Annotated in this window: 8 protein-coding genes, 1 rRNA gene and 1 riboswitch; of the genes, 6 read left to right on the forward strand and 3 right to left on the reverse strand. The window is 42.7% G+C overall.

What is annotated here, in order from left to right; genetic code table 11:
• The 6 genes from rrf to thiQ form a co-directional block, all read left to right on the forward strand.
• A 5S ribosomal RNA gene (gene rrf, locus G327_RS27675) occupies positions 1-79 on the forward strand; the annotation flags it as partial.
• Positions 80-1045: 966 nt separating this feature from the next.
• Positions 1046-2833: a sialidase family protein gene (locus tag G327_RS0122970; protein WP_019617156.1), complete on the forward strand. Its 1788-nt coding sequence runs from the start codon at positions 1046-1048 to the stop codon at positions 2831-2833.
• Between the two features lie 686 nt (positions 2834-3519).
• The gene (locus G327_RS0122975) at positions 3520-4452 is read left to right on the forward strand and encodes a sensor domain-containing diguanylate cyclase (RefSeq protein WP_019617157.1); all 933 of its coding nucleotides are present in this window, start codon (positions 3520-3522) and stop codon (positions 4450-4452) included.
• Positions 4453-4555: 103 nt separating this feature from the next.
• Positions 4556-4657: riboswitch (TPP riboswitch) on the forward strand.
• A 53-nt stretch (positions 4658-4710) separates the two neighbouring features.
• Positions 4711-5697 carry a thiamine ABC transporter substrate binding subunit gene (gene thiB / locus G327_RS0122980; protein WP_019617158.1) on the forward strand — a complete coding sequence of 329 codons (987 nt, stop codon included), beginning with the start codon at positions 4711-4713 and terminating at the stop codon, positions 5695-5697.
• A 13-nt stretch (positions 5698-5710) separates the two neighbouring features.
• The gene (thiP, locus tag G327_RS0122985; protein ID WP_019617159.1) at positions 5711-7306 is read left to right on the forward strand and encodes a thiamine/thiamine pyrophosphate ABC transporter permease ThiP; all 1596 of its coding nucleotides are present in this window, start codon (positions 5711-5713) and stop codon (positions 7304-7306) included.
• A gap of 18 nt (positions 7307-7324) precedes the next feature.
• Positions 7325-8029 (forward strand): thiamine ABC transporter ATP-binding protein, encoded by a 705-nt coding sequence (gene thiQ / locus G327_RS0122990; protein WP_019617160.1) that lies wholly within the window; start codon positions 7325-7327, stop codon positions 8027-8029.
• 43 nt (positions 8030-8072) lie between these two features.
• Here the strand turns inward: thiQ and G327_RS0122995 are convergent, their stop codons facing one another.
• The 3 genes from G327_RS0122995 to G327_RS27120 all read right to left on the reverse strand — a co-directional run.
• Positions 8073-10955, reverse strand: coding sequence for an HD domain-containing phosphohydrolase (locus tag G327_RS0122995; protein WP_019617161.1), 2883 nt, complete (start codon positions 10953-10955; stop codon positions 8073-8075).
• 209 nt (positions 10956-11164) lie between these two features.
• Positions 11165-11809 (reverse strand): trimeric intracellular cation channel family protein, encoded by a 645-nt coding sequence (locus G327_RS0123000; RefSeq protein ID WP_019617162.1) that lies wholly within the window; start codon positions 11807-11809, stop codon positions 11165-11167.
• Positions 11810-12132: 323 nt separating this feature from the next.
• Positions 12133-15026: MGH1-like glycoside hydrolase domain-containing protein (locus tag G327_RS27120; protein WP_019617163.1), on the reverse strand; the 2894-nt coding region annotated here is incomplete at its 5' end.

A 15026-nucleotide genomic window follows, 5' to 3' on the forward strand; every position in this document is an offset into this window, starting at 1 on the left:
TTCCGAACTCAGAAGTGAAACGCAGCTGCGCCGATGGTAGTGTGGGGTCTCCCCATGTGAGAGTAGGTCATCGCCAAGCGCCTAATACGAATAATCCCTGTTGACTACGTCAGCAGGGATTTTTTCGTTTTAGCGCTTTAGACGATGACCACTATCACATGGGATATAAACAGCATGCCGCAGGCATTCCTTTTATATGATAGTAGGGCGAATCAGGCGGCAGCCTGGTTTATGAGCGGACGAGCTCCGCGAGTCCTGACCATCGCCAGAGTTTTGCACAAGCTAGGCAATCAAATCCAGATAAACCCCATTCCTTCTTTGAAGGGATGGGGTTTTTTCGTTTTATACCATTCCGCCTAATTAACTGGTCAGCATCATCCAGTCTCTAGTGCACATTTTCATTACTCTTTTGCTGTCACTTATAATACCAATTCTGCTAATTAAATGATCTATTTAGGCGTAGGAAAAATGGATGAAAGCAAGGCATTGATTACAGTAACTTGTTGCTCTAATTGCAAAATCAATAACGAAGCTAGCATCTATTTTAACCAGCATAAATGAGTAGATCATAAAGTTTGTTTTTGGCGAAGTAAATTATATGAGATTGCCACCTACCGTACAAATTTCAAATAAAGATCAATAGCCCTTAATAAAACGGTGATCTAAATCTATATTTTGACGCCTCTATGTTGAAGTGAAACTCCATTGGAAACATTATGGAGTAGCGCTTTGTCTTCCTATTTTGTTTGGAGTTTTGTTTCTTGCTCGGTGGTGTATTAACAGCCTTATGGGAACTTATTTAGTACTCAAGAGTTTGACGAATATAAAAATAAATGGAGTCACAGCCACTTTCAGATATAGGAGCCTAAGTCGGTACTTTGCTAAAGCCTAAAGATCATCGTAAGTGAAAATAAACGTGGTTGATAATTCAAGCTGCCGTAAAAGTATGAAGGATAAAAAATCATGCACTATTTACAGGGCAGTTAATAACCTTAATAACTGTCTAAATTATTACGTTATTTTATTGTATATCAGGAGAAAAAAGATGAAGTTACATAAGTCTATACTGCCGCTGTTGTTTTTAGCGCAGATGGGTTGCACAACTGAAGAAATTCAGTCGCCACCGATTGAAGAAAGGCAGTCGCCACAGGTAGTTGCTGTTCCTCCTGCCGATGCAGGAAGAGGTTTAGTGCGCGCAAGTGAGAATGAAATTCGTCACTATAATGGTGGGGAAGGTTACGACGGCCGTAAAATGCAGGTAAGCAGCGATAATGGTCTTACATGGCAAGAAAGCTTGGCCTCAGCATCATATCCTCCTAACTTTGGAGGGATTGATAAGGAGTCACCAGCTATTGTCCCTAACCCCGTTACTGGAGAATATATACGAGTACAGCCAATCAATGGTTATGTTTTTATTTCCAATGGAGGACTTGACGGCGAGTGGGCCGCTGTGACTAAAGATGGTCAACTTGACTATAACTGGGAGCAAAGTGACAAAGGGAACTACCTGACTCTTGGCGGAATTATGCGTAGTCCGACTTTCGTGAATAATGGTCAACGAATTTTAATTCCATCACATGAGATGCGCGAGGGCACAAGACTACATATTTCAGATGATGGCGGTTTAACCTGGCGCACCTCTCAAGACATAATCTCAGCACCACCGCATGAAAAAGATGAGATCCACCAAGGTGTGCGATGGTTTAATAGTGGAGTTGAAGGCTCAATTGTTGAGCTTAGAGACGGGCGCCTTTGGATTCTTGTTCGCACCTCTCAAGATCAATACTACGAAGCGTTCTCCTCAGATTTTGGGGATACATGGACAGAATCACAGCCGTCACGTTTTTTCGGTACATTGACTATGCCGACAATTGGACGCTTGAAGGATGGGCGTCTGCTTGCTCTTTGGACAAATACGATGCCCTTACCTGAGAATCTAGGAGCTCAAGATGATATGTGGGAAGATGTTTTTACAAATCGTGATTCTCATCATGCTGCAATCTCTGACGATGACGGTAAAACATGGACTGGATTTCGCGAGGTCATCCTAGATGAACATCGTAATCGTAGTGATTATGCGACCTATGAGGGTCAGGAAGATCGGGGGAAACAGCAAAGTGAATTTGTCGAGTTGGATGAGCATCGAGTTCTTATTTCCATTGGACAACATAAAGAGCATCGCCGTTTGATGATTATGGATACGCGTTGGCTTTATGAAAAAGAACGAAGTGAGCATTTTGAAAACGGTCTAGAAAATTGGACTGTTCATAGCTATATCCCGGAGGTAAGAGGGCATGTCAGTTATGATCGAAAACAATCATCTCAACTTGTCGATCTTATCGATAAGCCTGAACATCAAGCGCTTCAAGTCCGGCGAGTGAGTGATTCGGAGCTGATCAATATTGAAAATAATGTCAATTATGAAAAAGGTGGGGCGACTTGGAATTTTCCGAATGGAAAGAGTGGTCAAGTTGATATTCGCTTTATGTTAAATGAACATAGTGGCGGAACTCAAATCAGCCTCACTGATCGTCTGTTCAATGCTGTTGATGAAACAACAGCGCACTATGCTGTGTATACTTTAAATGTTACGCCAGGAGAGAAACTTGGTGAGCATGTACTTGAAGCTAACCGTTGGTATACCCTTAGCTTACATTGGAATGGTGTGGAGAAAAACTCGGATGCTCAAGTTTTGCTTGATGGGGAGGTCGTGGAAAGGCTCGAAATTAGTAATACCAGTCCAAATGGCGTTAGTTACCTTCACTTTATATCGACAAGTCTAGAAGCTGATGAAGGGATGTTAATTGAATCTGTAGAAGCTTCGGTTAACTAACAAAGGACAGTAGAAAATTTGAAGTGAAAAGTGCTGAGCAAAAAGTCGATGTAGTTGAAAAAATGAAGTAAGCAGGCTTTTTTAGTTCGCCAAGTAAAACCAATATAAGCCGCCACTATGTTTGGGGCGGCTTAATTACGCGAAGTCACTGAAATGATAAACACAGGCCATTGTGTAAGTTGTTTGCTGTATACGCAGCTCAGACGTGGTCCCATCAACGTCAAGCAAAGCTTCCACTATTACAGCGAACTTCCTTATGCCACTAGCATAAGGATTTCGCCTACATTCTCCTCCGGACCAAGGGAGCCTGCTTTCCTTCCTATTCCGAACTCAGAGGTTATACCAATCCGCTTAATATTATGAGCTTTTTTAGGAAGTGAGGTTTTAGCCTCGCCTCTTGAACTGCGCGTTTAAACCGTACTTCTAAATATAAAAAACCGATCTGCTAAATAGGCGGAATGGTATGAAACGCAGGTGTGCCGAAGGCATTCCTTTCATGTGACAGTCGGGGTGAGTTCAGCGACAGCTGAGAGTCATGAACGGGCTAAGCTATCCGTGCCCTGTAGATTGGCAACAAGCCTGGGAAATGAGCGGACGAGCTCCACGAGTTCTGTCTCATCGCCAAGCTGCACTCTCTGTTCTACACTTATAACAGGGATACTAAATAGTCTGTTAAGTGAGTGTTTATGTCTAATATCAGAAACTCAAAAGAGCAACTTAACGCTCTATTACTTGATGTAGTTAAAGCGAGCGAGGATGGTTTTGGTATTTTTGATCAGAGCCATGTGCTGATTTTTTGTAACCATAGATTTTCCAGTCATTTCGGCCTTAGTGTAGCAGAGGCTGAAGGGGTAACTTTTACTGAAATTCTACAAAAATCTTATGCTTCCGGTGACGGTATCTATATTGAGAATGGCGATGTTGAAAGTTATTTTACTAAGCTCCGTACGGATTTTGATGATATTTTATTTAAAACCTTTGAGCTCCTGATGATTGACGGAAGCTGGACAAGAGTGTCCCGCCTTATAAATCCTGATGGTTTTGTTTTTCTCTATAGCACTGATATTACTACATTAAAAAATACTGAGTCGCAGCTGCGTCTGGCTCTGAGTGATGTTGAAAAACTGGCCGCAACGGATCCTCTCACCGGGATCAGTAATCGTCGTCATTTTTTTGAATTAGCTGAAATAGAGTTTGAGCGAAGCCGGCGCTATGGACATAGACTTAGTTTATTAGCATTGGATATTGATTACTTTAAGCGTATTAATGACAACTATGGGCACCATGCTGGCGATCAGGTGTTGTTAGCCTTAACCGACTGCTGCCGGAAACTGCTTCGAAGCAGTGATATATTTTCTCGTCAGGGGGGGGAGGAGTTTTCAATTATGCTTCCGGAAACCGAACTGGTTGATGCATCACTGCTTGCTGAGCGTATTCGTCAGGCAGTGTCTGAATTAAGGGTCAGTTACGGCGATGATGTGATTTCTCTAACAACCTCTATCGGTTTAAGCGAATTATCCGATAATACGGAAACCCTAGATCATTTAATGTACCAGGCAGATAAAGCTCTGTACAGGGCAAAAGAGACTGGACGCAACAGATCTGAAATCTGGTTCTAGCTGTTATTTATAATTTTCCTGTCACCGCCAGTGCTGTCTGGCGGTTTTTATTCCTAATAAATAAACCTTTAGGTGCCTCCGTCTGACTTTGAGTATACAATAGCCGTTCTCAACGGGGTGCTGTATAAGGCTGAGATTGTCACCAGACTAAACCCGTAGACCTGAACCAGATAATACTGGCGTAGGAATTGAGCTTATCGGGTACTTTAATATGATTTGCATCTTTTTCTATGCCTTATGCTATATACGGAGCGCATAGTGAAAAAAATACTTCCTTTTCTTGCATTTTCAGCCCTGGCATCAATGCCGGTAAGTGCTGATAAACTCGTTGTTTATACTTATGACTCTTTTGCTTCAGAGTGGGGCCCTGGCCCAAAAATAAAAAAAGCATTCGAAGAAGAGTGTGCTTGTGAGCTGCAGTTTGTTGCATTAGACGACGGTGTTTCAATATTAAACCGTCTGCGTTTAGAGGGAAAAAACAGTAAAGCGGATGTACTTCTTGGGCTGGATAATAACCTGATGGCAGAAGCTGCCGAAACGGGATTATTAACTGAGCATAAAGTAGATGCTGCTAATATCAGGCTGCCCGGCGGCTGGTCTGATAATATCTTTGTTCCCTATGACTTTGGTTATTTCGCCTTTGTTTATAATAAAGAGGCATTATTGAACCCGCCAAAAAGCCTAAAAGAACTGGTTGAGAAGCGGGATGATATTAAAGTTATCTATCAGGATCCGCGTACTTCTACACCAGGGCAGGGGTTAATGCTGTGGATGAAATGGATTTATGCTGATAAAGCTGATCAAGCCTGGAAGCAGCTGGCGGAAAAAACGGTTACTGTTACTAAGGGCTGGTCGGAAGCGTATAACATGTTCTTAAAAGGAGAAGCGGATATGGTACTTTCCTATACCACCTCTCCTGCATATCATATTATTGCGGAGCAGAACAGTCAGTATGTTTCAGCTGATTTCTCGGAGGGGCACTACACGCAGATCGAAGTTGCGGCTAAAGTAAAAAACAGTGCCAATGAAAAACTAGCGGATCAGTTTATGGATTTTATTATCAGCGATCAGTTTCAGTCTGCCATGCCGACTGGAAACTGGATGTACCCGGTTACCGATGTGCCTCTTCCTAAAGTTTTTAAACAGTTAACTGTTCCGTCTAAATCATTTTCCTTCACTGCTGAACAGGTTGAAACTAACCGTAAAAGCTGGATTAGAGAGTGGCAGAGCGCTTTAATTTATTAAGTGAAGCTTTTTGATGACTAGTAAACTTCAAACTTTACCCGGAGTAATCATAGCCGGGTTTATTTTACTTTTTGTCAGCGGTGCCTTTTCTGCACTGCTGCTCCACTCACCAGATTTTAATTTTTCAGCGCTGTGGGTTGATCCCTATTATCGTCACGTAACGGTTTTCAGCTTTTACCAGTCTTTTTTGTCTACATTACTGAGTGTCGGACTGGCGATCCCTGTTGCGCATGCTTTATCAAGACGTTCTTTTTTCGGCAAGGAATTATTACTTAAGTTGTTTGCTGCAACTCTTGTTTTACCTGTGTTGGTGGGAGTTTTTGGTTTACTTTCCATTTACGGCAACAGTGGTTTGATTTCGCAGCTGCTGGCTTTTATTGATTATAAACTGCCGTTCTCTATCTACGGATTAAACGGCATACTACTGGCGCACGTGTTTTTCAATCTACCGTTTGCTGCACGGCTATTACTGCAGCCGCTGCAGTCACTACCTGTTGAGAATCATAAACTATCTGTGCATCTTGGGATCAGTCACTGGAATAAGTTTAAGCTAGTAGAGTGGCCCTGTTTACGTCAGCAGCTTCCACATGTGTGCGGATTAGTATTTATGCTTTGTTTTACCAGTTTTGCAACAGTAATGGCATTAGGCGGCGGGCCAAAATCAACCACAATCGAACTGGCTATCTATCAGGCTATTAAGTTTGATTTTGATCTACAGTCAGGAGCATTGCTGGCGTTATGGCAGATGATCCTTTGTGGTACGCTGGCAGTTATAATACAAAGACTTTCTCGCCCAGTGGCCCTAACCAGCGGCGCTACATTATCAGCGCCTGTTCCGTTCTGCGACTCTAAGCCTGCCAGATACTGGGATACCCTATGGATATCAGCAGTCGCGGTGCTGGTTATTCCGCCATTATTAATGGTTTTTATTAACGGGCTGAACGTACAGTTTCTAACTGTTGTTACTGATACCGTTTTCTGGAGTGCCCTTAAAAATTCTTTGCTGGTTGCTTTATCTGCGGCTTTAATCGCCCTTATTGCCGGTGTGCTGATTCTTATTACCAGCCGTTCCTGGCGTTTAATCGGTCTGCAGTTTAGAGCAGATAAACTAGAGCTGCTTGGTGCTATTATTTTAGTGACTCCGGGGCTGGTTATTAGTACCGGTATTTTTCTGCTGCTTAGGAATGTCACGGATGTCTTTAGTCTGGCACTTTTGATAGTGATTGCAGTGAATGCCTTAATGGCGCTGCCCTATGTGCTTAAAACGCTTGCTCAGCCGATGCTGCATACTGCCCAGCAGTATGATAAATTGTGTACCAGTTTAGGTATGTCAGGTTTTTCTCGTTTCTATCTTATTGAATGGCGGGCAATAAGGCTGCCTATCGTGCATGCATTTTCTATCAGCTTTGTTTTATCGATGGGGGATTTGAGTGCCATTGCATTATTCGGGAGCCAGGATTCGACTACATTGCCTCTTTATCTTTTTCAGCTGCTCGGCAGTTATCAGATGGAGTCCGCTGCAGTTGTATCACTGTTTTTATTAATGCTTAGTGTGGCTCTTTTTGCCTTAATAGAAAAAATCATGGTGAAAAATCATGTTGTTAAATAATTACTGTTCGAGGCGACTATGATTAAATTCTGCAGTGTAAAGTATCTGTATCAGAAGGAACAATTCAATTTTGATATTGAAATAGACACAGGTAGTATTGTTGCTGTGCTAGGGGCAAGCGGTGCCGGTAAAAGTACTTTGTTAAATTTAGCTGCGGGTTTTATTGATCCGCTAAGCGGTGATATTCAAATCGCCGGTGAGTCAATTCTTAATGTTCAGCCGTATCATCGTCCGCTAGCGATGCTATTTCAGGAAAATAATCTCTTTGCTCACCTTAATGTCGCAGACAATATCGGTTTAGGTTTGCATCCCGGACTTAAATTAACCTTGGAGCAGAAGGCAAAGGTAGAGGAAATTTGTCAGCAGGTTGGGGTTGAGAAGCTGCAGACTCGCCTGCCCCATCAGTTATCCGGCGGCCAGAGACAGCGAGTCGCTTTAGCGCGATGTTTTGTGCAGAATAAACCTCTGCTGTTGCTTGATGAGCCGTTTTCAGCCCTTGACCCGATTCTGCGTGAAGAGATGCTTGCAATGGTTAAAAAATTAGCAGCTAGGCACAAAGTGACGGTCTTAATGGTAACGCATCATATTTCAGATGCGCTTAATGCCGCCTCACATTATCTGTTTGTAGATCAGGGACAGGTTTCAAGTGCTGGGGAGATAAGCCGCTTAAACTGTGAAAATCCTAATCCAAGTTTAAGGCGCTTTGTACAGGCTGGTTTATAACTGCCCGGTCTGATAAAAAATAGACAGAGCAGATAAGTTTTTATTAACTTAAATAGTCATCGATATTTACATGATCAATCTGATCTGCGTTTAAATAACTCTGTGCATATTGTAAATATACGCCGGAGGTTAAAAACAGCTCAAATACATGGGCATCGATGTGATTATCTTTTGCCATAAAACTCATAATCTTAATCGACTGGCTCAATGTTTTACGCTCTTTGTAAGGGCGGTCTGAGGCAGTTAATGCTTCAAAAATATCTGCTACAACCATTATGCGAGCCGTAACAGGAAGTTCTCCTGCAGGTACACCTCGCGGATAACCTTTACCGTCCATTTTTTCATGATGTCCGCCGGCAATCAGCGGCACATTTTCGAGATGTTTAGGAAAGGGCAGTTTAGATAACATGACAATGGTATGAACCATATGCTCATTAATCACAAACCTGTCTTCAGGTGTTAGTGTGCCGCGTTTAACTGACAGGTTATATAATTCGCCGCGGTTAAACTGATACTCCGGGGTTTTCATGTTAAACCCCCAGGAATTACCGGGAGCGGTTAACTGCGCATGCTCCTGTTCAATAATGTGCTCCCGTTTAATCAGGTGCTCTATTTTGTCTGCTAATAAATATTCTTGTTGCGGCAGAGGCCGCTCTGCTTCTTCATGACGCATTTTCTCCTGTTTGGCGATACCCAGTTTGTTATCCAGAGTTCTTGTCCAGGTGCGTTGAGCAATACTGCTAAGCCGCTGTATCTTGTCTTCGGACATAAATTCTCCGCCGATATTACATTCAGCGACAAAGGTAAATTCTTGATCCAGCGCCGCCAGAAGCGTTTCTCTCTGCTCTGCTAAACCTTTCTTATCCAGGCCTTGTGCTAAACCTTTCCAGTACTCTTTTTCTGCCTGTTCTTTCAACAGCTCAAAGCGCATACGTATTTCATGGATCCGGTCATAGATAGTTTCTAATTTAGTCGCTTTATCAATGACGTATTCGGGAGTAACTATTTTTCCGCAGTCATGCAGCCATGATGCGATATGCAGCTCTTCCCACTGTTCTTCACTGAGAGAAAAATCTTTGAATTTACCTTCTTGTTTATCGCAGGCTACCTGACTCAACATTTTTGTCAGTTCTGGAACGCGTTCACAGTGACCGCCGGTATACGGTGACTGACTGTCAATTGCGCCGGCAATCAGATGGATAAAACTCTGCAGCAGCTCTTTCTGTTCGCTAAGCAGTAACTGCCCCTCAATAGCTAATGCTGAAAAGCCAGCCATTACCTGCGTGAAGTTCTGCCTGCCGTGAAAGTTTGCCTGCGCGGTATTATTTATTATTGCTAACATACCCAGAGATTCACCAGCTCGATTAGACAGGGGTAATAATCGCCAGCTAAGTTTCTTATGATCCGCTATTAATGTTTTTAAAAACGGACTGAACTGTTCCGGTAATACTGTATTGGCTAGAGGAAGCTGCTCAGCACTGAAAAATAATGATTTTAATTGTGCCGCCAATTTATTATTCTGCTGCTCATCTAGTTCAACAAAATTAGCAAAAGTAACATTGAGTTTATTGGATTTATCAGCCAGCAGTATTGCGGCACCTTTAGCGTGGTTTAAAGTGATTGTTTCCAAAGTTATTTTTTTAAGAAGATCCTCAAAGTTCTGCTTACCCACTAACGAGGTAGATAAATCTTGAAAATGCCCGATAGTTTTCTGCATGCTGCTGCTTGCTTTAACTAATTCATCTATTTCCTGAATAAACGAGCTGGTCTTTATGGGGCGGGAGAAATCAAAATCTTTAATATGCTGCAGCTCATGGGTGAGTTGACGAATCGGCCGGGTTAATTTTTTAGAAAAATACCAGGCTGCCGGCAGAATGACTAAAATAATCAGCAGGGTGATCAGTATGGTTTTATAACGCAGCTGATATGCATCACCTAACAATTCATCAAGGGGTATTGCCTGCACCAAACTTATCTGAATATTTCCCTGCATGCGCGAAACTTTGCCTAACCATTGCCGGCCGTTATAGCTGAACTGCTGACTGCCGGGATGATCTTGATACTGCATAAACAGATACTGTAAAACGGGATGGCGTATTTCTGATACTAATGTATGTTCGATGAATTTGCCCGACTCAGAGAGCAGCTCCTTGGTCTCGTGATAAGCGAGCACCTGGCCCGACGTATTAACAATCATTATTTGAGTGTTTTCAGATGTTTTAAACTGCAGTAGTGAATCTGATAGATCAGTTAAGGAGTAATCCGCGCCGATAATCACATCGTGTTTTTTATTAAACAATGCCATGGTAACCCCGAGTTCCTGGCTGGAATGAAACAAGTAAGGATCAGATATCGTAATTCCTGATTTATTTTTAGTCGCCTTGTACCAGGGGCGGTTTTTTGTATCAAACTGGAAGTCTGCCTCGGTTGTTTTTAAGGTGATCTGCAGGTTTTGATCATAAAAATGATGCACCGCCTGATTGTTATTAATTGATGTGCTCATATAACGGCTCTGCTGCGGAGCGTTATAGCGTGTTAAATACTCTTTTGAATAAATTTCCCTAAGCAGAAAAAGATCATTGTTAGAATATGAGATAAATATAGATTTTGTGCTTTTCTCTCTATCTAACACTTCTTTTAACATTGGAACAAACTCTATTCTTTCTTGGATAGTCGCTTCGGGTAATTTCGAGGCAGCAAAGGTTTTCAGTAGAGTATCGAGATGAGATGTATCAAGTTTTATTTTTTTTGCAACCTGTTGGGTTGTTTGTGCAAAAATCAATTTTCCTGAATCCAGCATGGTTTTGCTTAACTGATTATAACTGTACCAGCCGATAAGCAGCCCGCATAACAAGATCAACACAGTAAATAGTGACGTGATATAAAAGTGTAATGTGAGAAGATGCTTAGTTTTATATTTATCCATCACGGCAGTCCTTTGAGTAATCGTCTGTTTTATTTATTTTAACAGAGGCGTGTGAGAATGTATTTGGCGGAGATGATAGCTTGTCTGCATTAATGTAAGGTTTTTTAGCCATAGAAGGCGACGGGGAGATTCTGACTTATTGTATTAGAAAATATAAAAATCGGCTAACGAAAAGGCGGTCGACTGCTTTTCGTTACCCTTATTATCAATTATTCACCTTTTGGGGTGCTGTTTTCTTCTAATAATTCATGTTCAAAATGAAACACAGGTAAGCGCCAGCTGAATTTTAAGGCTGCCATACGTAAACTGAAACCTGTGATTAGAGTTATAATTACCGCGATAGAGTCCTCTAAGCCATACCAGAGTAATCCGAGGTACACAACGGCCGCGATTAGTGCAACAGACGCATATAACTCTTTATGTAAAACCAGCGGTGTCTGGCGGCAGATCAGATCTCTTAATAACCCGCCGAAGATACCCGTTACAATTGCTGAAATTATGCAGATAACCGGGTGAAGGCCCATATCAATAGCAACGCGGCAGCCGATAATGCTGAATACCACTAAGCCGATAGAATCTAAACAGATAAACAGGCGGTGATTGCGTGCTACCCAGGGAGCTATTAAGGTAGTAAAGACTCCGGCCATGCAGGTGATCATTATATATTCTGGGTTTTTAATCCAGCCGACCGGATAGTGACCTAAAATGATATCACGTACCGTACCGCCACCGATTGCGGTTGCACTCGCGACAAACATAACACCAAACCAGTCCATTTTCCGTTTCCCCGCCGAAAGGGCGCCGGTCATCGCTTCCGCTGTGATGCCTATAATGTAAAGAATGGTTAATAACATAATCTTGTTCTGTACTAAAAAAGAAAAGGATTGTAGAGGAAATTTGAGGCTCTGGCTAATAGAAAATCAGACAATTCTAATTAAATTATTAGTCCATAAAATAATGCTTAAGAATGAAACGGACTGCAGTATGAAATACACCCTAATCTTTTGATTTTTAACAAAATATGACTAAGGTGTTTATAGAAACTAGTTTCAGCTGAGAAGTTCTTAGCGGGCATTTTAGGGACAAATGAGTAAACAGATGTCTGGACGAGACAAATATTACAAAAAAGCCCAAGTGAGTTCACTTGGGCCTGCAGGTTAATTATTGAAAATACAAATCAGTCTGCCAGAGGAGTAGCCGGCTGAATGCGGATAGATGCAAGATCAAAGTTATTTACTTTCCCGTCTTTACCGCCGCTGGCGATATAAGTGGTGTTGCTTTCCAGGTAACTCATATTGTAGAAGTCAGTAACCTCTAAAGAATAAGTTCCGGCAGCTAGGTCGGCAGTAAGTGGCGTTGAATATACCAGTGGTTTTTTACCGTCTTTAACCGCAGCATGTGGCATCTGAATAATACCTTTCGCAACAACTTCTCCTGCAGCATCTTTAACTTCCAGCCATTTAACACCGTTAGTAACCCCCAGGTTGATCGCATTAAAGTTATTGTGGTACTGCAGCTGGAAGTCATAGTATCCATCAGCCGGTAAAGTGATACTGCTGACCGTTAAACTATCATTCAAGTTTCCCCAGTTGCTTAGATAATCTTTACTGATTACCTCATCAGCCGAAGTCACGCTGACATTTGAATCTACTCGCCTATCTGTTACTGGAATAGTCTGTTTTGTACCAAAGCAGACAGGCGCGCTGTGATGCGAGTAATTGTTTGTTTCTGTATAAACAGCTTCTACTGCATAACAACTGCCTTCACCCTCTGCTTGTGTAACCGAATCGGTAACAATACCTTTGTTAACATTCGCTTTTGCCAGCTTACCGTTTCGGTACAGGTTATAGCTGATATTACCAGTTTGCAGATCGTTAAAGTCTACCGTTAGAAATCCGTCTTTATCGGCTGATACACTGCTGATCAACGGCTCTTTGGGTGCAAAAACAACGGGGTCACTATTGCTGAGCGGATGTGCTTCTACCATAGTAATAGCAGTTGAGCCGCTGATTAAGTCACCCAGAGTAATCACCAGGTTATTGCTGTCGCTTAAATCTGCGAACGCAATAGTCTTAGGATCACTTACTGATTTATTGTTCAGGGTTAGGCTCTGTACTGAATAATAACCGCTGCCCTCAGATGCTTCAGGCAGTAGAATTTCAAGGTTAATTACTTTACCTTTTAGTGTCAGACCTTGTAATTTAAGGCTTGTGCTGTTTGCAAATTTTTCTCTGCGCAGTTCGCTGGTAATAAACGGATTCAGGCTGATCCCTGTATCTGTAGTGGTAAAGCCGAAGACATCTTCTATGACCATACCCACATAAGCGCCGACAGACCAAAGCTGACGTTTAGAGTTAATCACCGGGCCTGATAATGACGGATTATCAAAGTCTAACAGATTTGGTTTAAGTGATAACCACTCAAGGTTCTCCATATTAGAAAGGTTAAGTGCCGCCGCTCTAAATAGCGTCTGGTAAGCTGCATTCGCTACTGCGGTATTGCCTGTTTTAACAGCCGCTTTTAAACCGTAAGCAGTAACAAACGGCCAGATAGCACGGTTATGATAGACTGCAGCATCCTGCTGCTGCGGGAAGATAACCGGTGCGCCCATTTCGCTGTGCGGGTAATTTGCTAATACTTTATCAGCACGTGCGGTATCTGCTATACCGGTAATAATAACTAGTGATTGACCTAACCAGTCAAATTTATGCAGCGGGGCTAAATCCTGATGTCCAGCCGTTAAGCTGCTGTACATACCTGCATCTTCTAACCAGAAGCGTTTATTGATCGCTGTTTTAAGTGCAGCTGCCCAGCTTTCATATCTGGCCGCCGCTGCCGGCTCACCCTGTTCGCCTGCTAATTTAGCTGTCAGCTTAAGTGCCTGGTAGTGTCCAGCATTGGTAGAAAGCGCTTTTGCACTGCCCATGCTGGCAAGATCCTGGGTTATCCAGCTCGCATAGGTCTGCTCACGCCAGTCAAGGAATGACTGCTCGCCGTTATATAAACCGTCAACACTGTCAAAAGCCGCTATACGGTCATTCTCAATAGTATTAACTAATGCTTTATAAGCTTTTACGGCAAAAACATCACGACTTTCAGCAGGGAGGTTCTGCAGTGCTTTTTCTGCGCCGAATGCCCAGGTTACACGGTCGGTACTGATCGGCCAGCTGCCGCCTGAGCCTGTATCCTGTACGATTTGTAAACCGCTGTCATCACCGGCTGCTTGATCCGGTTTGTCGGTACCGTCACGGTATTCAGAAAGTTTAAATTCTAATGAAGTTTTAACTCGCTCTGGATCAAGCATCGCTAGACCTAAATTGGCCGCATAAGAAAGATCACGCGTCCATACATAGTTCCATTTTGCACCTGTTTCAAAACAGTTACAGTCAATTGCTTTACCGGCATTGTAATTGCCGTCTTTAATTTCAGATACGCTGTTCTGCTCTGTTTCATTTACAGACAGTGAAAACAGTGCATCAAAGGGCAGACTGCCGGTACGGATAGTTGGTTGTCCTGCTTTTTCTTCATATAAGACATAAGCATCACCGGGATCGCGTAGTTCCTGAGTGGTTGAATGAGCGTAGCTGCGGTACTCAACATCAGCTTTCAGCGCGGAAAAAGTAACTTCTTCCTCTTTATCATCGTAGGTAGTGAAAGTCAGTTTTTGTATTTTTTCATTGCCTTCGTGGGGATTCACAACAACTCCTTCGCTTCCGTCTGATGCTGTTATTTTCAGTACCGGCGCTTTAGTATCTGATGCATCAACAGTAAATTTGTAATAACCTGTCTCGGTAATAAAGAAGGTTGCATTTGCACCGCCGGGAAGCATGGTATAAGCGGTATCTAATTCAGCTGTAAGCGCTTCTTCACTTAATACCCACTCGCTTGACCAGTCTGCCGCCGCCAGTTTGAATTCATGGTTGCCGGGAGCGACCTGCATGGTTACCTGATACTGGTTATCTCCGACATAACGCAGCTGGTTATCCGTACCCCAGCCGTTAAAGCCGCCGCGAATATAAAGATCGTAGCTTAAAGGTGCGATATCTGGTGCATAACTAAATACCGGGTGAA

This window comes from Psychromonas ossibalaenae ATCC BAA-1528, from assembly GCF_000381745.1.
Taxonomy (GTDB): Bacteria; Pseudomonadota; Gammaproteobacteria; order Enterobacterales; family Psychromonadaceae; genus Psychromonas; species Psychromonas ossibalaenae.

What these genes read in the sequence shown, in the direction of transcription:
- G327_RS0122970 (WP_019617156.1), top strand. Translation starts at nt 1,046, where the DNA reads ATGAAGTTACATAAGTCTATACTGCCGCTGTTGTTTTTAGCGCAGATG.
- G327_RS0122975 (WP_019617157.1), top strand. Translation starts at nt 3,520, where the DNA reads ATGTCTAATATCAGAAACTCAAAAGAGCAACTTAACGCTCTATTACTT.
- thiP (WP_019617159.1), top strand. Translation starts at nt 5,711, where the DNA reads ATGACTAGTAAACTTCAAACTTTACCCGGAGTAATCATAGCCGGGTTT.
- thiQ (WP_019617160.1), top strand. Translation starts at nt 7,325, where the DNA reads ATGATTAAATTCTGCAGTGTAAAGTATCTGTATCAGAAGGAACAATTC.
- G327_RS0122995 (WP_019617161.1), bottom strand. Translation starts at nt 10,955, where the DNA reads ATGGATAAATATAAAACTAAGCATCTTCTCACATTACACTTTTATATC.
- G327_RS0123000 (WP_019617162.1), bottom strand. Translation starts at nt 11,809, where the DNA reads ATGTTATTAACCATTCTTTACATTATAGGCATCACAGCGGAAGCGATG.